A 23,209-nucleotide genomic window follows, 5' to 3' on the forward strand; every position below is an offset into this window, starting at 1 on the left:
GCACCGGAGTCAGCCTGCTCGGTACTTGCGAGCAACCACTGCCGCGGGGCGTACGGAACGTCCCGATACCGTCAAGCCGGGCCGGATTGTGGTGTCCACGGTGCGATCCGCATGCGCGTCGTCGGTGATCGTCACCTCGGCCGCTTCCATGGTGAGCGCGTCGAAGGGGGCGTCGGGGTGTGGGGTGATCAGGGTGCCGCCGCGGCCGGTGATGAGGCGTTCGATGCGGGTGGCGATGGCTTCGAATGCCGCGCGCTCACGTGCGGATTCTGCGGTGGTGGCGCAGGCGGTGGTATCGGTGTGGAGGGCGAAGAGTTCCAGGACGAGTGGGAGGTCGGCGCCCGCGCGATCGCGGCGGTCGCGTGCCTTGGCTTCGTCGGCCAGGCGGTCGATGGTGTTGGCTTGGCGCGCGATTGTTCGGGTCAGGTCTTCGATGCGTTCCGCTAGGTCGGCGAGTGGGTCGGTTGCCTCGAGCTGTGGCCCGCGAGAACCGATCGAGTAGTCGGTTGGTGGCCCGGTCGGGGTCTCGGCCTGTGGCGCGTTGGGGTTGGTGGTGCGACTGGATTGCGGCATGGCCGGGTTGGTCGTGGCCTCGGCCCATGGATTGCGGGGTCTGGTGGGTTGACCAGGCTGTGGTTCGGTTGGGGCGGTGCGGGTTTCGCGCTCTGGCACGTGCGGGACGGTGGGGTCGGTCGGCTGTGACGTGGTTGGGTTGGTGGTGGTCTCTACCTGCGGCGCGCCGGGGGTGGTCGGGTCCTCGGGGTGCGGCGCGGCGGGCTCGGTCATGCTCGCACCTTAACGTGCGTCGCTGGGGGTACAGCGATGGTTTTGGGCGGCAGCGGGATCCATCATCGAGAACTGGGCTGGTGTCGGATGTGGCTGCTACCATCGCGTCTCATGGGGGTCTACGGCATCGACCTTGGTACGACCAACTCGGCGATCGCGCGGATGGACACCGACGGCCGGCCCGACGTCGTGATCGGTTTGAACGGCGAGGCGACGGTGCCTTCGGTCGTCTTGTTCGCATCGGCGTTCGATCATCTGGTGGGCGAGGGCGCGCGGCGGCAGGCCCGGCTCGATCCGGAGCATGTGTGCGCGCTGGTGAAGCGGCGCATGGGCGATACGGATTGGCGCTTCGCCGCGCACGGTCAGACCTGGTCCGCGCCCGCGGTTTCGGCGCTGATCTTGAAAAGCCTTGCCGCGGATGCCGAATTCAGCGGTGGCGAGCCGGTGAAACGCGTGGTCATCACCGTGCCCGCCTACTTCGGTGACGAGGAGCGGCGCGCGACCATCCAGGCGGGCACGTATGCGGGCTTCGATGTCGCCGGTGTGCTCTCCGAGCCGATCGCCGCGGCGCTCTCCTACGGTTTCGGCAGACTCGACGGCAGCCATGCGGTGCGAGCGGCAGGCCCCGAGGCACAGCGTGACCACGGAGGGCACCGCGAATCCAGCACCGATGTCGGCAAGCCGGGTCAGCGCGAGACGGTTCTCGTCTACGACTTGGGCGGCGGTACCTTCGACGTCACCGTCATCGAACTCGCCGACCGCCGCATCTCGGTGCTCGCGGTCGAGGGCGATCACCAGCTCGGCGGCGCCGACTGGGATGAACGCATCGCGCTGTATCTTTCGCAGAAGTTCTGCGAGGCGAATCCGGATGCCGAAGACCCGCTGGACGATTCGGCGGGTTCGCAGATGCTGGTGCTGGCCGCCGAACGCGCCAAGCGCGAGCTGACCGATGCCGAGCGCACCGATGTGGTGATCGCACACGACGGCGCCCGCGCGGTGATCCCGCTGACGCGCGCCGAAGTCGACGCGATGACCGCCTCGCTCATGCGCCGCACCATCGATCTGGCCCGCGACTGCCTCGCCGCGGCGAGTAAGCGCGGCGTCGCATCCGTTGATCGTCTGCTGCTCGTCGGCGGCTCCTCGCGCATGCCGATGGTGCAGCGGGAACTGCGCAAGGTACTCGGCCTCGCCGGCGAACTGCGGGACCCCGACCTCTCGGTGGCGCGCGGCGCGGCGCTCTACGGCGAGAAACTGGAGATGCAGCGTCTCGTCCTCGCCGACCTCACCACGCGCGGCCGACTGCGTGACGGTGCGAGTATCGAAGATGCGGCACCGGCCGATCTGGACCAATCGATCGCCCGCGTCGCCGCCTCCTTCGGACAACCGGTCGGGCTGGTGCGCCGGATGCTCGAAATCCAGGTCGATACCGTCGTTTCGCGCGGTTTCGGTGTGCTGGCCCTCGACTATCAGTACGGGCTGGCGGCGACCTGGTTGGTTCATCGCAATTCGACACTGCCGGTGAAGGTGCGTCGCTCGTTCGGCACCGTGCGCGCGGATCAGGACGAAATCGCGCTGACCATCGTGGAACAGCAGGGCCAGGCGGCATCGGCGCGGCCCGAGGATGCGAAGGTGCTGGTGGAAGGCCGAATTCGCGGCATCCCCGCGGGCTATCCCGAGGGCAGCGAAGTGCGGGTGACCTTCGAGATGGGTTTCGATGGCGTCCTGCGCGTCACCTGCCATCACATCGACGCCGATATTCCGTTGGTGCTGACCGCGCAGACCGGCGCGACCCTGTCGCAAGCGGATGTCGCGCGCGAACTCGATCAGGTCCAGCGCACCCGCCGCCGCGACAGCTGAGCCGTGACCATGCAGGCGTTCGATCCGAACGACTACCGCAAGCGGGTGCTCGCCGATATCGAACGCCGTGGCGGGCTCGAGGAATCGGATGCGTTCGAGATCTATGACATTCCGCTGGAGGAGGTGGAGTCGCTGACCGATGCCGAAGTCGCCGCCAGGGTCGAGGAGGTCTGGGGCTTCTGGCAGCGTCAGCGTGACCATCCGAAGTACCGGGTGCTGGTTGGGCTACTGGTGGACGCGCATCCCAACTTGTCGCGGGTGCTCCTGGATTCGGCGGTGCGTCGCGTGGAAGCGGCGCGGATAAGGGACGTGCGCGAGCGACGGGATGCGGACCGCTACGAGCTGCTCGATGCCGCGATCTCGCGCTTGGTGCAGCGGCACGGCGGGGTCCCGGCCGGGAAGGTGGCCGGGCTGGAAGAGATCGGCGCGATGGGCGGGCTCGGTGTCGCCGAGGTCGCGACTCGATTGCGCAGGCATCGGGTCATCGAGGACGCACCGACGCCCCTGGGTGTGCTCACCGATCAACGTAGGCAACAGATTCGGCAGTTGCTGAGCGAATGGGAACGGCTGATCGACGGTGAACCGACGCCGACGCTGTTCGCGCTGCTGCGGGTGGATCCGGCGAAAGCCGGTCAGGGCCAGGAGATTCGATTGCGCGCCGAGGCATTGCGCGCGCGATCGCGGGAGCTACCTCCGGGGCGCGTCCGAGTTGTGTTGGACGAGTTGTTGATTCACATCCGTGATGTGCTCGAATCGGGCGAGGCGACGCTGCGGGAGTATCTGCGAGCGGTGGCCGAGGATGTCGCCAAGGAATTGCGGCCCAAGGTCAGAGCGGCGGTATTGGTCGAGGACGAACTCGTCGGCGACGACTTCCAGTATCTGCTCGACGAGGCGATGCGGATGGGGCTCGATCGGGCCGATGCCACCCGGGTACTCACCGAGATCGCCGCGGAACTCGGTGCGCGAGTGTCGAATTCGCCGCCTGCCATGCCGCCGCAACCCATAGCGCAACCGCCTGCACCCAGACGCTGGGAGGCGCCGCTCAAGGCCGCTCGCGGGGCGCTGCGCGGAGGTCGCCCCCAGGAAGCCGCGCGGCATGTCGAGGATGCGCGCCGACTGGTGGGTTCCGATGGCGAAGGGCTCACGCCGATTCGTTCGGTATCCGACGAGGTGGACCGGGTACTGAGCGAGGCGCAGGCGCATTGGCGAGATGCGACCGCCGCGTGTGCGGCAAAGCGGTATGTCGAGGCGTTGCCGCATCTGGAGCAGGTGCGCCGCACCGCATCCGATCTGCTGCCGCCGAGCCAGGTGCCGAGTATCGACCAGTTGCTCGCCGAAGCCCGGGAAGCCATTGCCGAAGCGGACCGGCTCGTCGCCGAGGCGCAAGCGGGACCGGACGACGCCAGGATGCGCGGGCTGATCGCGGCGGTCGAGGTATGCGCCGACCACGCCGGTGCGGCGGTCGCGCTCGCGGAGTCGCCGATCGAGGCGCCGCGGCGGGTCGAGACCACCAGATTGGCGAATGGGTCGGTGCTCGTGGCTTGGTCGCCGACGTCGACGGATAACGTCGCCTACCGGGTGACGAGGTTGCAGCCGGACGGATCGTGGCGTGTGGTGGGCCGTACCCAGGCGACAGAACTCGAGGACGGTGGCGCGCCCGCCGTCGGGCAGCCGATATACGCGGTGGCCGCCGCCGTTGCGGGCCGGTACTCGGAGATCACCCGATCCGATACCGGCCCCGCCGTGAAACCGCAACGCGGACCGGAGCAATCGCAGGACGATCCGTCGCCGAGTGGCATACCGACCGTGACCGGGCTCGACGAACAGGCGGGGCTGCTGGTCTTCGTTTGGCCCACCGGCGTCACCGAGGTCATGGCCGTCGTGCGGCCCGACCACCCCCCGACCACCCCGGACGACCCCCAGGCCCGCTCCTGGAAGGTCACCAATATGCGGTACGAAATCGATGGCGGTGTCCGGATCCCGCCCGATATTCCGCGACCCTGCCATGTCGCCATCGCATCCTGCCGCCGCGAACCGAACGGAAAACTCACCGTCGCTGCGGGTTTCGCGCCGACCGCGCGGATTCGCTGGTTCGGGTAGCCGAGATCGGTCCGACGGTTCTTCGCACGCCGACCGTTCATGACGGCGCAACGCTGGGTGATCGGCGACAAGCCGGATTCGGCGACAGCACAGGGCAGGATAGGGACGTGCTCGCACAGAACGCTGTGAATTCGGTACGGACGCGGGTGTCCTCGACGTATGTGCTCGCCGCGCTGATCGTCCTCGGACTGGTCCTGCAGGCGCCGCTGGTGCATGCGGTGGGGGCGTCCGCGCGACTGCAGACCGCGGTGACGATTTTCGCGGGTGTCTTCGTGCAGGCAGTGCCGTTTCTGGCGCTCGGGGTGCTGGTGAGCGGTGGTATCGCCGCCTTCGTCTCACCTGCGGCGCTGCGAAAGGTATTGCCGCGCAATGAATCCGCGGCGATCGGCGTTGCCGGACTCGCCGGGATGGCGCTGCCCGGATGTGAATGTGGTGTCGTGCCGGTGGCGCGGCGGCTGACCGACCAGGGGGCGCCCGGTTCGGTGGCCCTGGCCTTCATGCTGTCGGCCCCCGCGATCAACCCGGTGGTGTTGATCGCCACGACGGTGGCATTTCCCGGCGAGCCCGCAATGGTGGCCGCGCGGTTCACCGGCTCGCTGGCCACCGCGGTGGTGATGGGGCAGATCTGGTCGCGGATCGGACGTCCGGCCTGGCTGCTTCCGCGCGGCACCGGGCGCGATCACTGTGTGATGGGGCGAACCCGGTGGGAGGTTTTCACCGAGGCCGCGCGCCACGATCTCCTGCAGGCCAGCGCATTTCTGGTGCTCGGTGCCGCGGCCGCCGCCGCGCTGCATGTCCTGGTTCCACCCGCCTGGTACGAGCGTTTGGCCGGGCAGATAGTGGTCGCGATCTTGATCATGGCGGTGCTGGCGATCGTGCTCGCGCTGTGCTCGGAGGCCGATGCGTTCGTCGCCGCGAGTATGTCGACGCTGCCCCTGCTGCCGCGGCTGGTATTCCTGGTCGTCGGCCCGGCCGTCGACGTGAAGCTCTTCGCCATGCAGGCGGGCAGTTTCGGCCGCCGCTTCGCAATGCGCTTCGCGCCCTTGACCTTCGCGGTCGCCGTGGCCTGCGGCACGATCGCCGGATACATCTTCCTCGGAGGTGCCCGATGAAGCGAGAAACACAGAATCTACTGTTGCTACTGATCGGCACCGCGGTGCTCTGGATAACCCTCGACGGCAGCTACCTGCGCTATGTAAAACCGAGCCTCTACCCATTCCTACTGATCAGCAGCATCGGCTTCATTCTGCTGGCCCTGGTGGCAATCATCCGAGATATCCGCCGCAACACCGCATCCGACGAACACGTCACCGTCGAGGACGGGAGCGACGATCCTCCGAGCCACCCGGGCATGCAACACGCGTGCGACGCAGAGGACCATGCCAACTCGGAAGCCCATGGTGACTTGGTCGGCCGTGAGTACACGTTCGGCGGCGACGATGTGCCGAGCCACGTCGACGTGCAGGTCCATGTCAACGCGCTGGGCCCCGACGATGTGCGGAGCCCTGCCGATGCACTGGGCCGCGGCGATGCGTTCGGCAACGCCATTGCACAGCATGAGCACGGTTCGGGTCGCGCGCAGTGGTTGTTGCTCGCGCCGGTTGCCGCGCTCTTGCTCATCGCACCCCCCGCACTGGGTGCGGGGGCGGCGGTTACCAGTTCACCGGTTCAACTGGTGCCGCGCGACTTCGCCGCGGAGCAGCCGAAGCTCTGGGCCTTTCCGCCGCTGTCAGCCGAGTCGGCGCCGCGGTTGCCGATTGTCGACCTGGTGGATCGTGCGCTCCAGGACTCCAGTCACTCCCTGGATGGTCGCGAGGTCACCATCAGCGGGTTCGTCATTCGGCCCAAGGATCTCGTGCAGCGGCATCCGGATACGCCCGATGCGGATCTCGCGCGGGTGGTCATCACCTGCTGTGTCGCTGATGCGCGGTATGTACTGGTGCACCTGTCGGGGATGGGGGAGGTGATCGAGGACGATGCGTGGCTCGAGGTCCGTGGGGTCGTCGAAACCGGCAGTGCCCAGCGAGATCCGGATCACACGCCCACCCTCGTCGTCACCGACTACCAGCGGATCGAGGCCCCGGATCGGCCCTACGAACGCGGCCGCTAGCGGCGGACTCGACCCCGGCATCGCCCATGATCGTCGAGCCGAACGGCGCGAACCTCCACAGATATGCCAATGTAGGTGTGGTGATACCCAAGTTGATGGCGGTGAGCGACATTCATGTCGGGCACCAGGGGAATCGTCCGGTCGTCGAGCAGATTCGAGCGGATTCGCCCGAGGACTGGCTCATCGTGGCCGGGGACGTGGGGGAGAAGTCCGACGATATTCGCTGGGCGCTGGAGTTGCTGCGTGGCCGCTTCGCCAAGGTGATCTGGGTGCCGGGCAACCACGAATTGTGGACCACGGCGAAAGATCCGGTGCAGATGCACGGTGTCGCGCGCTACGACTACCTGGTTTCGATCTGCCGGGACCTCGATGTCATCACACCAGAGGATCCATTCCCGGTGTGGACCGGCGCGGGGTCCGAACAGTACGGCGGTCAGGTCACACTGGTTCCGATGTTCTTGCTGTACGACTACTCGTTCCTGCCCAAGGGCACCAAGACGAAGGCCGAGGGACTCGCCCTGGCCCGGGAACGCAATGTGGTGGCCACCGACGAATTCCTGCTTTCGCCGGATCCGTACCTGACCCGGGACGCCTGGTGTCATGCTCGGGTTCAGGTCACCAAGCGGAAGCTGGACGCGCTGCCATCCGAGACGCCGATCGTGATGATCAATCACTTCCCGCTGGTGCGCCAGCCCACCGAGGTGCTGTGGTATCCGGAATTCGCGCTCTGGTGCGGCACCGACCTCACCGCCGACTGGCACACCAGCTACAACGTGGTCTGCTCGGTCTACGGCCACCTGCACATCCCACGCACCTCCTATTACGACGGCGTGCGCTTCGAAGAGGTATCGCTCGGATACCCTCGCGAATGGCAGCGCCGCGGACTGCCGGACCAGTTGCTGCGTCAAATCCTCCCGACCCCCGAGTACCCGCCGGGTTCGCTGAACAATTGGGGCGGCCACTTCAAGGTGACCCCCGAGATGGAGGCCGCGGCCGCCGAGATGCGCGCCAAAGCCGACCGTCGCCGCGGTGTTTGAGGCGGGCACCTGGTCCTCGACTAGGCTCGACGGCAATGATCGAGAAAATTCTTCCCGCTGGTGTGGCTTCGGCCGAGCTGCTGGAGTATCCCGAGGATCTGCAGCCGCATCCGGCCGAGGCGCACCTCATCGAGAAATCGGTGGAGAAGCGCCGCCGGGACTTCATCGGTGCTCGGTACTGCGCCCGGCTGGCGCTGGCGGAACTGGATGAGGCGCCGGTCGCGATCGGCAAGGGCGAGCGGGGTGCGCCGGTGTGGCCGCGCGGCATCGTCGGCAGCCTGACGCACTGTGATGGCTACCGGGCCGCGGCCTTGGGGCACAAGCTGCGGTTCCGCTCGATCGGTATCGATGCCGAACCGCACGGCACCCTGCCCGAGGGGGTGCTGGATTCGGTGAGCCTGCCACCCGAACGGGACTGGTTGGCCCGGGTCGACGGTTCGGGCCTGCACCTGGACCGCTTGCTGTTCTGCGCGAAGGAAGCCACCTATAAGGCGTGGTGGCCATTGACCGCACGCTGGCTCGGCTTCGAGGATGCCCACATCACCTTCACTCTCGATGAGGGCTCCGATGGTGCCGGTTCGGGCACCTTCCACAGCCAGATCCTGGTGCCCGGACAGGTCACCGACGGTGGTGCGCCGCTGATTTCCTTCGATGGCCGTTGGATGATCGGCGACGGACTCATCCTGACCGCGATCGTGCACGTCTGATGGCCGACGCACTCGGCGGCCTGCTGATCGTCGACAAGGACGGCGGCTGGACCAGCCACGATGTCGTCGCGAAGTGCCGAAAACTACTACGCACCAAGAAGATCGGGCACGCCGGGACGCTCGATCCGATGGCCACCGGCGTACTGGTGCTCGGTGTCGAGCGCGCCACCAAACTGCTCGGCCTACTGACGCTGACCACCAAGGCCTACACCGCGACCATTCGGCTCGGACAGGCCACCACCACCGACGATGCCGAGGGCGAAGTGCTCTCGGCCGCGGCGGCGACTCATCTCGCCGATGCCGAAATCAGCATGCACACGGCAGAGTTGACCGGCGCGATCGAGCAGGTGCCCGCCACGGTCAGTGCCATCAAGGTGAACGGCGAACGTGCCTATGCCCGGCATCGGGCCGGTGAGGATGTCCGGCTCGCCGCTCGTCCCGTCACCGTCTCGCGCTTCGATATCCTTGCCCGCCGGAATATTTCGGACTTCGTCGATCTGGACGTGGTCGTCGAATGTTCGTCCGGCACCTACGTTCGGGCACTGGCGCGTGATCTGGGCGCCGCACTCGGCGTCGGTGGCCACCTGACCGCGTTGCGCCGCACCAGGGTCGGCCCGTTCACCCTCGAACACGCCAGAACCCTCGACGAATTGGCGGTGGCCGCCGAATCCGCGGATCCGCTGTTGAGTCTGGATATCGACGACGCCATCCGAACCGCATTCCTGCATCGCGATATCGATGACAAGCAGGCAGACGATCTGCGCAACGGCCGCTGGCTCGAGCCGGTCGGCATATCCGGCGTCTACGCCGCGCTCGACCCGTCCGGACGCGCGATCGCGCTATTGCAGGAGAGCGGCAAGCGCGCGGCCTCGGTCATGGTCGTACGTCCGTCGAATCTCTGATTACGCCGAGTGGTTCCAGCGCACAGAGTGGGGCGCCGACGCATATATCGCGGAGTTCGCCGCGTTCGCCCGAGATGATCGCCTGGATGTCGGATCGCTGCCCTGTGCGAGGCGGTCGGTGGTCGTGCGTCAACTGACACGGCGATCCGTAGAGTGGCCGCGGTAGACAAGTGCGACGAAGGTTGTGGGGAATGAGTGAACCGGTCGATACGTTCGAGCTCTGGGACCGCGACGGTGACGGTCTGGTGTCGGTCGAGGACATCGTCACCGGAATCCGTTCGCTCGGACTGGAAGTCGATGACGAGGCCGTCGAACGGATGGTCGCCGCCGCCGATACCAATGGCGACTTCCTGGTCTCCCGAGCCGAATTCGATGCCGCCCTGGTCGGCGGGCGTATCGAGGTCACCGATGCCGATGCGGCCTTCACGGTCTTCGATATCAATGGCGACGGCAAGATCTCGGTCGACGAACTCGAATCCCTGATCCGCCATGTCGGTGCCGGGCGGATCGACGAGCCCGCCGAATCGCTGCTGGCCGCGGCGGATGCGGACAGGGACGGCTTCCTGTCGCCGTCCGAATTCCGTGCGCTGCTGGACTTCCTATCGCGCTGACCGATTCGGCGCACACCATTTCTATGGGGCTTGACCTGTGTTAACTCCGCGGCCCAGCGATCCGATAAGGATATCGGAGTGTGTTCTTGCCGCGGTTGCGGTGGCCGCGGCGGCGTGCGGTGGTGACAGCTGAGCGTCACCACCGGCACGCGAGTGTCAGTCGCTGAGCCAGATGGCTTCGGCAGCGGGGCTGCCGAGATCGATGGTGCGGTCCTCGATGCGAATCGCGATGGTGCCCGCGAAGTCTCGGCGCTCCATCACGACGATCGGCGTATCCAGAGCGATGCCGACCGAATCGAAGTAGCGCAGCATATCCGGATCTGCGTCGGAAATCCGTGCGACATGGCCGGATTCGCCCGCGCGGAAATCACTGAGTTGGCGGGCGGGTGGCGTCGGCACCGCGCCGTCGACCGAGGGAATGGGATCGCCGTGCGGATCCCGGTCCGGATAGCCGAGTTTCGCGTCGATGCGCGCCATCAGCAATTCCGAGACCGCGTGCTCGAGCACCTCGGCCTCATCGTGCACCTCATCCCAGCCGTAGCCGAGTTCGTTGACGAGGAAGGTCTCGATCAGCCGGTGCCGACGCACCATGGCGACCGCCGCGCGCCGCCCGTGTTCGGTGAGGGTGATGGACCCGTACCGAGCGTGTTCGACAAGGCCTTGATCGGCGAGCTTGCGCACCGCCTCGGAAACCGTGGAGGCCGAGACACCGATCCGTTCGGCGAGCAGTTTCGTCGATACCTTTTCCTGCGACCACTCCTGCGCGGTCCAGATCACCTTCAAATAATCCTGGGCGACCGAGGTGAGCTCCGGCGCAACCGTCGCGGTGCTGCCGTGGGGCCCTGTGGTCTCGGTCGGCTGCGCTGCGGTGTCGGCCAGCTCGCGTCGGGTTGCGATGTCTCGTTTACCGGGCACATCTTCGAGCTTATGCATTGCACTCCCGATTCACACATCCAGACTCTTACCGGAAAGACACCGATCGTGATCGGCACGCAACTGTCGTCGCCCAGTTGAACCCGCAATTCACCCCATGTACACAACGAACTCGGGTCGGAGTGCGGATGGCCACCTCCGAATACTGTTCGCCTCCCGTTTTGCGTAGGCTGCGGACTGTGCAGAGATGGCGAAGTCTCGACGAGGTGCCCGCGGACTGGGGGCGGTGCGTGCTCACGATCGGCGTATTCGACGGTGTGCATCGCGGCCACGCGCAGCTGATCAGCAGGGCCGTGAAGTCCGCTGCCGCACGGGGTGTTCCGGCGGTGTTGATGACCTTCGATCCGCACCCGATGGAAGTGGTGCGCCCCGGTTCGCATCCGGCGCAGTTGACGACGCTGACCCGGCGTGCGGAATTGGCCGAGGAACTCGGCGTCGACGTGTTCTGCGTCATTCCCTTCACCCAAGAATTCATGAAGCTGACCCCGGCGCGCTACGTACACGACCTGCTGGTCGAACGCCTACATGTGGCCGCGGTCGTGGTCGGTGACAATTTCACCTTCGGTAAGAAGGCCGCGGGCACCATCGAGACCATGCGCGAGTTGGGCGGGCGCTTCGGCTTCGAGGTCGACGGTGTGAAACTGCTCGGTGAGCACGCCGTCACCTTCTCCTCCACCTATATCCGCGCCTGCGTCGACGCGGGCGATATGGCCGCGGCAGCCGAAGCGCTCGGTCGTCCGCATCGCGTCGAGGGCGTGGTCGTGCATGGTGACGGTCGCGGTCGCGAGCTCGGCTTCCCGACCGCGAATATCGCCCCGCCGATGTATGCCGCCATCCCCGCCGATGGGGTGTACGCGGGGTGGTTCACCGTGCTCGGTCCCGGTCCGACCATCGGCACCGTGACGCCGGGAGAGCGGGCCATGGCCGCGATCTCGATCGGCACCAATCCCACCTTCTCCGGGCGCGCCCGCACTGTCGAGGCCTACGTGCTCGACGGTGAGGCCGATCTGTACGGCCAGCACGTCGCGGTGGATTTCGTCGAGCACCTGCGCGGCATGCGCAAATTCGATTCCATCGACGAACTCCTCGAGGCCATGGCCCGCGACGTCGAGAACGCCCGCAAGGTTCTCACCGCCGCCGCCGACTCCTGACCGGATTCGGTGGGCTCGGCAGTGTCGGGTAAGGTGGATCCTCGGGTTTGCTGCGGTCCGCGGCGGCACCCGACCGGGTAACCGGAATCCTCGAGCGCGGAACTGAGAAATAGGAGTGGATGCCCCATGGCGCTGACCACCGAGCAGAAGTCGGCCATTCTCGCCGAGTACGGCCTGCACGAGAAGGACACCGGTTCCCCGGAGGCGCAGATCGCGCTGCTGTCGAAGCGGATCGCCGACATCACCGAGCACCTGAAGAAGCACAAGCACGACCACCACACCCGCCACGGCCTGATGGCACTGATCGGTCGTCGCAAGCGTCTGTCGAAGTACCTCGCCGACAAGGACATCGCGCGTTACCGCCAGCTCATCGAGCGTCTCGGCCTGCGTCGGTAACATTTTGCAGCGCCTTCGGCGCATGCGCTTCGACGACTCGGCCGCGAGACGGGCCGCGACGTAGCTCATAGGACTCGCTTCGTGCTGGCCGGGTTGGGCGTGGAAGCGCGCTCGACACGCTGCCGATCCGAGGCGGTCGATCAGGTAGCCAACGGGGAGAAGTACAATCTCCCCGTTGGCTATATGTGTATGAGGGGTACATACGCCCCGTTTGCACGACAACATTGCACAGCCGTATGCACCCGCCCGCGTGGCGTCGGTCTTCGGTAGTGGCCTCCCGGCAGGCGCGCAGTCGCCGGCGGGCTTCGATCGATGACCGCCTCCGCGTCGCTGTTTCCAAGGGGATTCGGCCGGGTGTGCGCGTCGCAGCCAGGAGGGTTGCCGCGCGTCCGTATCCGGTACGGCTGACGACAGCTGGATCGCGCCCACCCGGCGCTCGATCCAGCGAAGACGAGAGGTTGAGAGCAGAAAAATGTCCGAAACAACTACATCCTCGGCCATCGAGGTCGAGCCCGGTGTATTCGAATCCGTCGCGCTGATCGATAACGGCACCTTCGGTACCCGCACCGTCCGCTTCGAGACCGGCCGCCTGGCTCGTCAGGCCGCCGGATCTGTCGTCGCCTACCTGGACGACGAGACCATGCTGCTGTCCGCGACCACCGCGGGCAAGCACCCCAAGGATCAGTTCGACTTCTTCCCGCTCACGGTCGATGTCGAAGAGCGCATGTACGCCGCGGGCCGCATCCCGGGTTCGTTCTTCCGCCGGGAGGGCCGCCCCTCCACCGATGCGATCCTGACCTGCCGCTTGATCGACCGTCCGCTGCGTCCGTCCTTCGTCGACGGCCTGCGCAACGAGATCCAGGTCGTGGTCACCGTGCTGAGCCTGGATCCGAACGATCTGTACGACGTCGTGGCCATCAACGCCGCGTCCGCGTCCACTCAGATCGCGGGCCTGCCGTTCTCCGGTCCGGTCGGCGGCGTGCGCGTCGCGCTGATCGATGGCCAGTGGGTCGCGTTCCCGACCGTCGAGCAGCTCGAGGGCGCGGTCTTCGACATGGTCGTCGCGGGTCGGGTCGTCGAATCCGGCGACGTGGCCATCATGATGGTCGAGGCCGAGGCCACCGATAAGGTCATCGCCCTGGTCGCCGACGGTGCGCAGGCGCCGACCGAGGCCGTGGTGGCGCAGGGCCTCGAGGCCGCCAAGCCGTTCATCGCCCGCCTGTGCAAGGCGCAGCAGGATCTGGCCTCGCTGGCGTCCAAGCCGACCGAGGAGTTCCCGCTCTTCCCGCCGTACGAGGCCGATGTCTACGAGGCCGTCGATGGCACCGCCAAGCGCGAGCTGGGCGAGGCGCTGAGCATCGCCGACAAGCAGGAGCGCGAGGCGAAGATCGACGAGATCAAGCTGGATGTGCTGACCCGCCTGGCCGACGATTTCACCGGTCGCGAGAAGGAGCTGGGCGCGGCATTCCGCTCGGTCACCAAGAAGCTGGTGCGCCAGCGCATCCTGTCCGACGGCTTCCGCATCGACGGTCGCGGCCTGGCCGATATCCGTGCCCTGTCCGCCGAGGTCGCGGTGATCCCGAGGGCGCACGGTTCGGCGCTGTTCGAGCGTGGCGAGACCCAGATCATGGGCGTCACCACCCTCGATATGGTCAAGATGGCCCAGCAGGTCGACTCGCTCGGCCCGGAGACCTCCAAGCGCTACATGCACCATTACAACTTCCCGCCGTTCTCCACCGGTGAGACCGGTCGCGTCGGTTCGCCGAAGCGTCGCGAGATCGGCCACGGCGCACTCGCCGAGCGGGCGCTCATCCCGGTGCTGCCGAGCCAGGAGGAGTTCCCCTACGCCATCCGCCAGGTCTCGGAAGCGTTGGGCTCCAACGGTTCCACCTCGATGGGTTCGGTCTGCGCCTCGACCCTGTCACTGCTGAACGCCGGTGTGCCGCTGAAGGCGCCGGTCGCCGGTATCGCGATGGGCCTGGTGTCGGACACGATCAAGAACGACAACGGTGAGGAAGAGGTCCGCTACGTCGCGCTGACCGACATCCTCGGCGCCGAGGATGCCTTCGGCGATATGGACTTCAAGGTCGCCGGCACCCCGGACTTCGTCACCGCGCTGCAGCTGGACACCAAACTGGACGGCATCCCCTCGCAGGTGCTGGCCGGTGCGCTGAGCCAGGCGCACGATGCCCGCACCACCATCCTGGAGGTCATGGCCGAGGCCATCGCCACCCCGGACGAGATGAGCCCGTACGCACCGCGCGTCACCGCGATCAAGATCCCGGTCGACAAGATCGGCGAGGTCATCGGCCCGAAGGGCAAGGTGATCAACCAGATCACCGAGGAGACCGGCGCCAATATCTCCATCGAGGACGACGGCACGGTCTACGTCGGTGCGACCAACGGTCCGGCGGCGCAGGCGGCGATCGACCAGATCAACGCCATCGCCAACCCGCAGCTGCCGAAGGTCGGCGAGCGCTTCCTCGGCACGGTCGTCAAGACCACCGCCTTCGGCGCGTTCGTCTCGCTGCTGCCGGGCCGCGACGGCCTGGTGCACATCTCCAAGCTGGGCAACGGCAAGCGCGTGGCCAAGGTCGAGGATGTGGTCAACGTCGGCGACAAGCTGCGCGTGGAGATTGCCGATATCGACAATCGCGGCAAGATTTCGCTGGTGCCGGTCGACGAGAACGCCGACGAGCCCGAGGCGGCCGAAACCGCTGATGCGGGCACGGCGGAGACCGAGTAGTACTTGTCTCTGTGACGAAGAAGAAGACGGCAACCCCTCTGCTCCGCGGCGAGCAGGGGGGTTCGTCTCTGGAGCTGCGAATGGACCAGGTGCGGGGCACCGACGCGGGGGTACGGCGCACCGTATTACCCGGCGGGCTGCGCGTGGTCACCGAACATGTGCCCGGTGTTCGTTCGGCGTCGATCGGGGTCTGGGTCGGCGTCGGCTCGCGCGACGAGGGAACCTCCGTGGCGGGTGCCGCGCATTTCCTGGAACACCTGCTGTTCAAGGCGACTCCGACGCGTTCGGCATTGGATATCGCGCAGGCGATGGACGCGGTCGGCGGTGAGCTCAACGCGTTCACCGCGAAGGAGCAGACCTGCTACTACGCTCACGTCCTCGACGAGGATCTACCGCTGGCCGTCGATATGGTCTCCGATGTCGTACTCAACGGCCTGTGCCGGGCCGAGGATGTGGATGTCGAGCGGCAGGTGGTGCTGGAGGAGATCGCCATGCGCGACGACGATCCGGAGGATCTGGTCGGCGACGCATTCCTGTCCGCACTCTTCGGCGATCATCCGATCGGGCGTCCGGTGATCGGCTCCGTCGAAACCATCGAGGCGATGAATGCCACGCAGCTGCGCGGCTTCCATCTGCGGCGCTATCGGCCGGACCGGATGGTCGTCGCGGTCGCGGGCAATGTGGAGCACGACCACACCGTGGAATTGGTGCACCGCGCGTTTGCGCCTCGGCTCGACCCGACCCTGGAGCCGGCCCGCCGTCGCGAGGGCCGCTTCCGGCCGCACGGCGCACCGGAACTGCACTGGAACCATCGCGACAGCGAACAGGCACACCTGGCCTTCGGCGTGCGGGCCTTCGGTCGCCACGAGGGGGAGCGGCGCTGGCCGCTGTCGGTGCTCAATACCGTGGTCGGCGGCGGCCTGAGTTCGCGCCTGTTCCAACGCATTCGGGAGGAACGCGGGCTGGCGTACTCGGTGTACTCCAGCGTCGACACCTTCGCCGATACCGGAGCGTTCTCGGTATACATCGGCTGCCAACCGGAAAACCTGGGCAAGGTGGCAACACTGGCGCGCGGGGTGCTGGAAGAGATCGCGGCCCATGGCATTACCGACGCGGAATGCGCGCGGGCCAAGGGGTCGTTGCGCGGTGGACTGGTGCTCGGCCTGGAGGATTCGGCATCGCGGATGAACCGGATCGGTCGCAGCGAACTGAGTTACGGTAACCACCGCAGTGTCTCGGAGACGCTGACGCGCATCGATGCGGTGACCACCGACGAGGTTTCGGCGATCGCTCGTACCCTGCTGGCGCGGCCTTTCGCGGCATCGGTGGCCGGACCGTATCGGCGCGCGCGGGACTTGCCCGCCGCGGTGCGGCGATTGGTCGCGGACTGAGGTAGATCACCATGGTGGCCGATGTGATTCGCATCGGCCACCGATCTGATCGGGGGTGGATATGACGCGATCGGCGCTCGGTCGCGCCGAGGTGGCGGTCGAACTCGGACGGCTCGACGAGGCGCGTCGGATCATCGGCGAGGCCTTGGTCGCGCACCCCGACGATCCGGTGCTGCTGGAGCGCATGGCGGATATCGCCTATCGACTCGATCAGACCGACGACGCGCTGCGCTACGCGAACGCCGCGATCGCCGCCGATCCGGCGCGCATAGACGCGTATCTGACCGCTGCCCTGGCCTACGACGCCTACGCCATGCGCGCCGAAGCGCAGCGGCATGCTCGCATGGCGACTCGGTTGGCCCCGGACAATGTCGCCGCCCTGCTGGTGCTGGCTCGGTTAATCGCCAATTCGGCGACTTCGGACAAACCGCGAGCCGAAGCCCGCGATGCCTTGGAACGGGCGACACAGCTCGCCCCCGCGCATGTGGGTACGCATGCCCACGCGGCGGAAACCTATCGCCGAATGCATGATTCGGATGCCGCCCGACGCCACGTCGAGGCCGGTCTCGCCGAGGATCCGGTACATGCCGAGCTGCTGCAGACCAGGGCGCGGCTGGACTTCGAGAACGTCGCGACCAGGGATAAGGCCGTCGCGACGCTGCGTGGATTGCTCGGCTCGAATCCGGGCAATGCCGGCGCACGTCGGCTGCTCGCCGAAATCATGTGGCGGGCGCTGATCAGGCTGGCCGCTTGGGTGTGGTTCTTCGCGGCGGCCGTGGTGGCGCTGTCGATGTGGATTCCCCCGGTTGGCATGCGGGTGTTGACACCGGCGCTGTTCGTGGGTGTGCTCGGTGCGTGGTTCGGCGTGTTCCGCAAGCTGAGTCGCCAGTTGCCGCGGGGATATATGCGCAAGCGGCTGCTGCGGCGCCCGGAAGCATTGCTCGCGCTGGTGATCGGGCTGCTCTCGGGTTTCGTCGCCGATATCGGTACGTTGGAATTGCGGTCGGGCTGGTGGTCCGAGGACATCCGCGGTGGGTACATCGTGATCCTGATCGGGGTGGTGGGTGCCGCGCTGGCGCATCTGCTGTTGTTCGCGGCGTGGGGCGTGCGGCGCGACGGCGAATCGGATCGGCGTGCGGGGGAGGAGTTCGCGCTGCTGAGCGTGATCATCGTGATCGGTGGCGGGCTGTTACTCGTGGGAATGTTTGCCGCGCTGCGGCATTGGGCTCGGCAGCCTGCGGCGTTCGGGGTGTTCGTCGCGATCGTCGGCATGGTGGTTGTGACGTTGCTGCTCGAGATTCTGCTGGTGCAGGCGCTGGAGCGCGGGTGGCGGATGTTCGACGCGTATGCCGGGGGCGTCCTGTTGGTCGCGGCATTGATGACGCTCGCGATCTGGTGGGGTTTGCATCAGACCGCGACGCAGACCTTCCACAGCGATGAGCGGACTCCGGTGTCGACCGTCCCGAAATCACCGTCGCCGATTCCGACCTTCCACTTCACGCCGCCGGTGCTGCCGCCACCCGCGGGGTAGCTCAGTCGCCACAGGCGCGGTTGGCCGCCTCGACGATCGAAGGAAGCAGTCCGGGCAGGGCATTGTCGAGATCCGCGGAGCGCAGGCGCTGGCAGGTCTGGCCGTCGATGATCAATCGCTCGATGACACCGGCCTCGCGCAGAATCTTGAAGTGATGAGTGGCGGTCGACTTGTTGATCACCTCGTAGAGCGCACCGCAGCGCACGGCGGTGCCGGCATTGCTCAACCGTCGCACCATCTCCAGCCGCACCGGATCCTGTAGTGCGCCGAGCACGGCGGGTAACGAGGCGACCGGCGGCGCCTCGGTGGCCGATTCCTTGGTTTCGGTCATGATCTACCTCACAGTGGTTTGATGACCATCGTACCGGCTGTATCGTCTAGTCAAGTTCGATCATCATCAAACTTACCTGATCGGGGTTCCGATGGCAGCGACAATGACGGTGGCGGCCGACCAGCAGACCGCACAGCGCTGGGCCTATGCGCTGATTCTGGCGGCCAGCGGGGTGGCGCTCGGTGTCTCCGGGGTGCCCGCGCCGTTGTACGGCATGTACCAGAAGGAATGGCATTTCACGCCGCTGACGACGACCTTCGTCTTCGCGGTCTACGCATTCGCGGCGCTGGTCGCGGTGTTGGTCTCCGGGCGAATCTCCGATGTGGTCGGTCGTAAGCCGGTGCTGCTCGGCGCATTCGCCACCATGATCATCGGACTTGTGGTGTTCCTGCTGGCCGACAATGTCGCGATGCTGCTGGTGGCGCGGGCACTGCACGGGCTGGCGGTCGGTTCCACGGTGGTCGCCGGCGCCGCGGCGCTACTGGATCTGCGGCCCAAGCACGGCGCGCGGTCCGGTCAGCTCAGCGGCGTTGCCTTCAATGTGGGTATGGCCGTGGCGATTCTGGGTTCGGCGTTGCTGGCACAGTACGCGCCGCATCCGCTGCGCATGCCCTATGTCGTCATCACGGTGGTGTGCCTGCTCATCGGCGTCGGTGTCATCGCCTTGCGGGAACCGCACACCGCTCGGATCGCCGGGCGCATCACGATCGCGAAACCAGCGGTGCCGCAGGAGATTCGCGGTGACTTCTGGTTCTCGGCGCTGGGCGTGATGGCGGCCTGGTCAGTGCTCGGCGTACTGCTGTCGCTGTATCCGTCGCTCGCCTCAGCGGAGACCGGCATCCACAATCTGGTCTTCGGTGGCGCGGTCGTCGCGTCGACCGCCGTGGCCGGTGCCACGGCACAGCTGTTCGCGACCGGAATTCCGGCGCGGCGCGCGGCAATCGGCGGCGATACCGGCATGGCGGTGGCTTTGGTGCTCACGGTGCCCGCTTTGCATACCGGCAATTGGGTCGTGGTGCTGTTGGCCGGAGTGTTGCTCGGCGCGACCTTCGGGCTCGGGTTCGGTGGTTCGCTGCGGCATCTGTCCGAGGTTGTGCCGCAACACAAGCGGGGTGAAACCATGTCGGCGTATTACCTGCTCGCCTACTCGGCCATGGCGCTGCCGACCGTCCTCGCAGGCTGGGCGGCCACCGAATGGGGGCTGAGCGAGGTGTTCCCGTGGTTCGTCGGTGTGGTCGCATTCGCGTGCCTGGTGGCGGCGGGGCTGGGGTTGCGTCGGAATCAGGAGGCGAAAACGCAAGGGGCGCAGGTCTGAGCGGTCTCACCCGGTAGTCGGCGAGCGGCAACCCGGCTAGCATGCGGTGATGCGATGGGGGCGGTTGGGCGACCGACTACACCGCGCGGCACTGTTGCTCGCGGTGGTGGGTGCGGTTGTCGGTGGACTGGTGATTGCCGGGCTGACCTGGTGGTCGTTGTGGTGGCTGCTGGGGGCGAAGGCCGAGACGCCGAATCAATTGGACCTCACCAAGATCGCGCTGTCGGTGGCCGCCGGAGTTGGCGGAGCGGTCGCGCTGGTGGTGGCGTATCGGCGGCAGCGGGATCTGGAGCGCGGGCGGTTCGCGGAATTGTTCGGAGCGGCGGCGCGGCAGTTGGGGGATGCGGATGCGGCGGTGCGGATCGCCGGCGTCTATGCGATGGCGGGGGTGGCCGATGAGTTTTCCGCGCAGAGTCGAAGACAGCAGTGCATCGACGTGCTGTGTGGATATCTGCAGCTGCCGTACGAACCGACCGATGGCGCGAATCATATTGTCTCGCGGTCTGAATCGGCGGAGCAGGCAGGGACCAAAGTCGAGCGGGTATACCGATTCCGGCAGAACGATCGGGAGGTGCGTCGCGCTATCGTCCGCGTGATCGCCCAACACCTGAGACCATCCGCGGATATCCGGTGGTCGACGTGCAACTTGACGTTCAACGGCGCGGTGCTGGAGCAGGTCGATTTCCGGGAGGCGGTGTTCTCGGGGCGGCATACCTCGTTCGCCGGGGCGACGTTCATGGGGCAGTCGACATTCGAGCGCGTGCGGTTCGACGGCCACCATGTCACCTTCCGCGGTGCGACCTTCCGGGATGGCCCGGTGCTGTTCGACCACGCGAAGTTCGATACCAGCCGTATCGAAAAGCATGAACCGGCAGGCCACGGCACCACCTTCGCCGATGCCACATTCGAGAGTGCGGTGTCGTTCGAGAGCGCTCACTTCCAAGGGCCGCGCACCAACTTCAGCGGTGCCCGCTTCCTCGGCCCGCGAACCTCGTTCCAGGACGCGGAGTTCCGGGCGGAGCTGACCTCATTCGAGCGCGCCGTCCTGGACGGTGCGCACATTGCCTTCGACGGCGCCGAATTCACAAGTTCCCGTATCGCATTCAGAGGTGCGCAGTTCTACGCCACGCTCACGGCCTTCGACGAGGCGAAGATCGGCGCGCCGAATCGACTACGCAACCGTGGCACTCGCGAAACAGACTTCTCGCGGGCGGAGTTTCATGGCGGTGTCAGGTTCCCCCGGACGGTGCTCGGCGGCCGCACGGTCGACTTCACCGAGGGTGACTTCTTCGGCGATATCGCTTTCCTCGGCACGCGGTTCGCCGCCCAGGAAATCCACTTCGATCGGCCGAGGGCCTGGGTGGGCACGCATTTCGACTGGGATGACGCACCCACTCGCAAACCGAGCACCGTCAAACCCAACCCGTGGCCGCCGACCACCGTGGCGTAAGGGCTGGACAAGGTCGGGGCAGCATGCTGCCCCGACCGTGCGCGCTACGTCGGCCAACCACCGTAGGGCACGGTGATCAGTTCCAGGAAGTGACCACTGGGGTCGAGGAAATAGACGCCGCGGCCGCCATCGTTGTGATTGATCTCGTTGACGCCCTGTTGTCGGGGGTCGGCCCAATGTTCCAGTTTGTAGCGCTGGATCTTGGCGTAGGCCGCATCGAACTCGGCCTCGGAGATCAGGAATGCGTAGTGCTGGGGCTGGATTTCGGTGATGTGTGGTGGCACGTTCGCGAAGTCGAAGGTGACTCCATTACCCGTTGGGAGCGGGATGAACGGACCCCATTCCCTTCCTGGTTCCAAACCCAGGATGTCCGACCAGAATTCGGCGGACACCCGATTGTCGCGGCAACCGACAATGGTGTGATTGAACTGAACAGACAGGGGATTTCTCCTTGTGTCGTGACGGTCCCGACCCCGGGCTCGGTACAAGGCGGCCTACGGGAGCACCGTCACGGGCGTCGAGATTAGCCAATCGCCTTCCACCGTGCCAGCCCCGAGTGATGCGGGCCAGGTCGGGCTGTCTGTGACGCCGCGCGGTAGCGTCGGTGGAATGAAGATTCGAGGGGCGGTCCTGGAGCGGATCGCAGCGCCCACGCCGTTCGCCGAGTCGGCGCCGATCACCGTCTGTGAGCTGGAGCTGGGGGAGCCGGGTCCGGGTGAGCTGCTGGTGCGGATCGAGGCCGCCGGGCTTTGTCATTCCGATCTGTCGGTGGTGGACGGAAACCGGGTGCGACCGGTGCCGATGCTGCTCGGACACGAGGCGGCGGGCATTGTCGAGGCGGTCGGGCCCGGTGGCGGTGATCTCGCGGTCGGGCAGCGCGTGGTAATGACCTTCCTGCCCCGGTGCGGGGAGTGCGCGGGCTGTGCCAGTGACGGCCGTACGCCGTGCGGTCCGGGCAGTGTCGCCAATAATGCGGGTGAGCTATTGAACGGCGGGCGGCGGCTGCACCGCGAGGGCACGGAGGTGCACCATCACCTCGGTGTGTCCGCCTTCGCCACGCATGCCGTCGTCGATCGCCGATCGGTGGTTCCGGTCGATGCCGATGTGCCGCCGGAGGTTGCCGCGGTATTGGGCTGCGCGGTGCTCACCGGTGGTGGTGCGTTGCTCAACTCCGCGAAACCCGGTGTAGCCGACCGGATCATGGTGGTGGGGCTGGGCGGGGTCGGCATGGCGGCGGTGCTCGTCGCGGTATCGCTCGGTGCGCACGAGGTGATCGCGATCGATACCGTGCCGGAAAAGCTCGCCCTGGCAAGGGAACTCGGCGCGAACGCCGCCTACACGCCGGCCGAACTCACCGAACGCGGCATCTCGGCCGATATCGTGGTCGAGGCCGCGGGCAATGTGCGCGCCTTCGAAACCGCCATCGCCGCAACGGGACCCGGCGGCACGACCGTCACCGTCGGACTGCCCGCCCCCGACGCACGCGCGAGCATTTCACCGCTGGCCTTGGTCGCGCAGGGTCGCACGATCATCGGCAGCTACCTCGGCTCGGCGGTGCCCTCTCGCGATATTCCGGAGTACGTCCGCATGTGGCGCGAGGGTCGGCTGCCTGTCGAAAAACTGGTGTCCTCGCATGTCGGATTGGACGAAATCAACCACGCCATGGATGAGCTCGCAGCCGGGCATGCGCTGCGGCAGGTCATCGTGTTCGATTGACATCCTCGTCTCCGTGTCTGGAGGCGATTCCCTGCTAGACCGTTGTGGTCTGTCGGTGGGTTCCTGCATCATCGCGCGGTGCCGGAACGGGTTTCGGTCTTACCTGCGCTCCACAAGCGTTTCGCCGCTCCGTTTGCCC

General features: G+C 66.6%; 20 protein-coding genes. 16 read left to right on the plus strand and 4 right to left on the minus strand.

All coding sequences use genetic code 11. From position 1 onward, the window contains the following. Window positions 1-9: 9 nt before the first annotated feature. Window positions 10-786, minus strand: a complete 777-nt coding sequence (locus AB0L58_RS31590; protein WP_364392412.1) for a hypothetical protein — start codon at window positions 784-786, stop codon at window positions 10-12. Window positions 787-897: 111 nt separating this feature from the next. Here AB0L58_RS31590 and AB0L58_RS31595 point away from each other — a divergent pair, with 111 nt between their 5' ends. The 8 genes from AB0L58_RS31595 (at window position 898) to AB0L58_RS31630 (ending at window position 10,110) form a co-directional block, all read left to right on the plus strand. Continuing rightward, complete coding sequence (locus AB0L58_RS31595; RefSeq protein WP_364392414.1) at window positions 898-2,643, plus strand: Hsp70 family protein; 1,746 nt, start codon at window positions 898-900, stop codon at window positions 2,641-2,643. A gap of 9 nt (window positions 2,644-2,652) precedes the next feature. Then, window positions 2,653-4,743: an Ig-like domain repeat protein gene (locus AB0L58_RS31600; RefSeq protein WP_364392603.1), complete on the plus strand. Its 2,091-nt coding sequence runs from the start codon at window positions 2,653-2,655 to the stop codon at window positions 4,741-4,743. A gap of 107 nt (window positions 4,744-4,850) precedes the next feature. Then, entirely contained in the window at window positions 4,851-5,855 is a 1,005-nt protein-coding gene (locus tag AB0L58_RS31605; RefSeq protein ID WP_364392416.1) for a permease, read from the plus strand. After that, window positions 5,852-6,853, plus strand: coding sequence for a TIGR03943 family protein (locus tag AB0L58_RS31610; RefSeq protein ID WP_364392418.1), 1,002 nt, complete (start codon window positions 5,852-5,854; stop codon window positions 6,851-6,853). The genes AB0L58_RS31605 and AB0L58_RS31610 overlap by 4 nt, the downstream gene beginning before the upstream one ends. 80 nt (window positions 6,854-6,933) lie before the next feature. Then, on the plus strand, window positions 6,934-7,890 hold the full coding sequence (locus tag AB0L58_RS31615) for a metallophosphoesterase (protein ID WP_364392420.1): 957 nt from the start codon (window positions 6,934-6,936) through the stop codon (window positions 7,888-7,890). Between the two features lie 35 nt (window positions 7,891-7,925). Next, complete coding sequence (gene npt, locus AB0L58_RS31620) at window positions 7,926-8,597, plus strand: 4'-phosphopantetheinyl transferase Npt (protein WP_364392423.1); 672 nt, start codon at window positions 7,926-7,928, stop codon at window positions 8,595-8,597. Beyond that, entirely contained in the window at window positions 8,597-9,499 is a 903-nt protein-coding gene (truB, locus tag AB0L58_RS31625) for a tRNA pseudouridine(55) synthase TruB (protein ID WP_364392425.1), read from the plus strand. The genes npt and truB overlap by 1 nt, the downstream gene beginning before the upstream one ends. Before the next feature lie 191 nt (window positions 9,500-9,690). Next, window positions 9,691-10,110 (plus strand): EF-hand domain-containing protein, encoded by a 420-nt coding sequence (locus AB0L58_RS31630; protein ID WP_364392427.1) that lies wholly within the window; start codon window positions 9,691-9,693, stop codon window positions 10,108-10,110. Between the two features lie 156 nt (window positions 10,111-10,266). Here the strand turns inward: AB0L58_RS31630 and AB0L58_RS31635 are convergent, their stop codons facing one another. Then, entirely contained in the window at window positions 10,267-11,043 is a 777-nt protein-coding gene (locus tag AB0L58_RS31635; protein WP_364392429.1) for a metal-dependent transcriptional regulator, read from the minus strand. A gap of 179 nt (window positions 11,044-11,222) precedes the next feature. On the opposite strand from AB0L58_RS31635, the gene AB0L58_RS31640 reads away from it, so the two are divergent. The 5 genes from AB0L58_RS31640 (at window position 11,223) to AB0L58_RS31660 (ending at window position 18,258) form a co-directional block, all read left to right on the plus strand. Then, the gene (locus tag AB0L58_RS31640; protein ID WP_364392431.1) at window positions 11,223-12,194 is read left to right on the plus strand and encodes a bifunctional riboflavin kinase/FAD synthetase; all 972 of its coding nucleotides are present in this window, start codon (window positions 11,223-11,225) and stop codon (window positions 12,192-12,194) included. Window positions 12,195-12,320: 126 nt separating this feature from the next. After that, window positions 12,321-12,590, plus strand: a complete 270-nt coding sequence (rpsO, locus tag AB0L58_RS31645; protein ID WP_364392433.1) for a 30S ribosomal protein S15 — start codon at window positions 12,321-12,323, stop codon at window positions 12,588-12,590. Window positions 12,591-13,062: 472 nt separating this feature from the next. Continuing rightward, a complete protein-coding gene (locus AB0L58_RS31650) occupies window positions 13,063-15,336 on the plus strand; it encodes a polyribonucleotide nucleotidyltransferase (protein WP_364392435.1) in 2,274 nt (757 codons plus the stop codon). An 80-nt stretch (window positions 15,337-15,416) separates the two neighbouring features. Further along, entirely contained in the window at window positions 15,417-16,727 is a 1,311-nt protein-coding gene (locus AB0L58_RS31655) for a pitrilysin family protein (RefSeq protein ID WP_364392437.1), read from the plus strand. 61 nt (window positions 16,728-16,788) lie between these two features. After that, on the plus strand, window positions 16,789-18,258 hold the full coding sequence (locus AB0L58_RS31660) for a tetratricopeptide repeat protein (protein ID WP_364392439.1): 1,470 nt from the start codon (window positions 16,789-16,791) through the stop codon (window positions 18,256-18,258). 1 nt (window position 18,259) lies between these two features. Here AB0L58_RS31660 and AB0L58_RS31665 read toward each other — a convergent pair whose 3' ends face one another. Then, complete coding sequence (locus AB0L58_RS31665) at window positions 18,260-18,589, minus strand: helix-turn-helix domain-containing protein (protein WP_364392441.1); 330 nt, start codon at window positions 18,587-18,589, stop codon at window positions 18,260-18,262. A 91-nt stretch (window positions 18,590-18,680) separates the two neighbouring features. Here AB0L58_RS31665 and AB0L58_RS31670 point away from each other — a divergent pair, with 91 nt between their 5' ends. Next, window positions 18,681-19,904 carry an MFS transporter gene (locus AB0L58_RS31670; protein ID WP_364392444.1) on the plus strand — a complete coding sequence of 408 codons (1,224 nt, stop codon included), beginning with the start codon at window positions 18,681-18,683 and terminating at the stop codon, window positions 19,902-19,904. Window positions 19,905-19,953: 49 nt separating this feature from the next. Then, a complete protein-coding gene (locus AB0L58_RS31675) occupies window positions 19,954-21,354 on the plus strand; it encodes a pentapeptide repeat-containing protein (protein WP_364392446.1) in 1,401 nt (466 codons plus the stop codon). A gap of 44 nt (window positions 21,355-21,398) precedes the next feature. Here AB0L58_RS31675 and AB0L58_RS31680 read toward each other — a convergent pair whose 3' ends face one another. After that, window positions 21,399-21,794 carry a VOC family protein gene (locus AB0L58_RS31680; RefSeq protein ID WP_364392605.1) on the minus strand — a complete coding sequence of 132 codons (396 nt, stop codon included), beginning with the start codon at window positions 21,792-21,794 and terminating at the stop codon, window positions 21,399-21,401. 169 nt (window positions 21,795-21,963) lie between these two features. Here AB0L58_RS31680 and AB0L58_RS31685 point away from each other — a divergent pair, with 169 nt between their 5' ends. Continuing rightward, complete coding sequence (locus AB0L58_RS31685) at window positions 21,964-23,070, plus strand: zinc-binding dehydrogenase (RefSeq protein WP_364392448.1); 1,107 nt, start codon at window positions 21,964-21,966, stop codon at window positions 23,068-23,070. The last annotated feature ends 139 nt before the right edge of the window (window positions 23,071-23,209 follow it).

The sequence above is a fragment of the Nocardia sp. NPDC052112 genome (assembly GCF_040680135.1).
Classification (GTDB): domain Bacteria; phylum Actinomycetota; class Actinomycetes; order Mycobacteriales; family Mycobacteriaceae; genus Nocardia.

Coding starts and splice junctions, on each gene's coding strand:
- AB0L58_RS31595 (WP_364392414.1), top strand. CDS start 898: ATGGGGGTCTACGGCATCGACCTTGGTACGACCAACTCGGCGATCGCG.
- AB0L58_RS31590 (WP_364392412.1), bottom strand. CDS start 786: ATGACCGAGCCCGCCGCGCCGCACCCCGAGGACCCGACCACCCCCGGC.
- AB0L58_RS31600 (WP_364392603.1), top strand. CDS start 2,653: ATGCAGGCGTTCGATCCGAACGACTACCGCAAGCGGGTGCTCGCCGAT.
- AB0L58_RS31670 (WP_364392444.1), top strand. CDS start 18,681: ATGGCAGCGACAATGACGGTGGCGGCCGACCAGCAGACCGCACAGCGC.
- truB (WP_364392425.1), top strand. CDS start 8,597: ATGGCCGACGCACTCGGCGGCCTGCTGATCGTCGACAAGGACGGCGGC.
- AB0L58_RS31610 (WP_364392418.1), top strand. CDS start 5,852: ATGAAGCGAGAAACACAGAATCTACTGTTGCTACTGATCGGCACCGCG.
- AB0L58_RS31675 (WP_364392446.1), top strand. CDS start 19,954: ATGCGATGGGGGCGGTTGGGCGACCGACTACACCGCGCGGCACTGTTG.
- rpsO (WP_364392433.1), top strand. CDS start 12,321: ATGGCGCTGACCACCGAGCAGAAGTCGGCCATTCTCGCCGAGTACGGC.
- AB0L58_RS31660 (WP_364392439.1), top strand. CDS start 16,789: ATGACGCGATCGGCGCTCGGTCGCGCCGAGGTGGCGGTCGAACTCGGA.
- AB0L58_RS31665 (WP_364392441.1), bottom strand. CDS start 18,589: ATGACCGAAACCAAGGAATCGGCCACCGAGGCGCCGCCGGTCGCCTCG.
- npt (WP_364392423.1), top strand. CDS start 7,926: ATGATCGAGAAAATTCTTCCCGCTGGTGTGGCTTCGGCCGAGCTGCTG.
- AB0L58_RS31635 (WP_364392429.1), bottom strand. CDS start 11,043: ATGCATAAGCTCGAAGATGTGCCCGGTAAACGAGACATCGCAACCCGA.
- AB0L58_RS31685 (WP_364392448.1), top strand. CDS start 21,964: ATGAAGATTCGAGGGGCGGTCCTGGAGCGGATCGCAGCGCCCACGCCG.
- AB0L58_RS31655 (WP_364392437.1), top strand. CDS start 15,417: ATGGACCAGGTGCGGGGCACCGACGCGGGGGTACGGCGCACCGTATTA.
- AB0L58_RS31630 (WP_364392427.1), top strand. CDS start 9,691: ATGAGTGAACCGGTCGATACGTTCGAGCTCTGGGACCGCGACGGTGAC.
- AB0L58_RS31650 (WP_364392435.1), top strand. CDS start 13,063: ATGTCCGAAACAACTACATCCTCGGCCATCGAGGTCGAGCCCGGTGTA.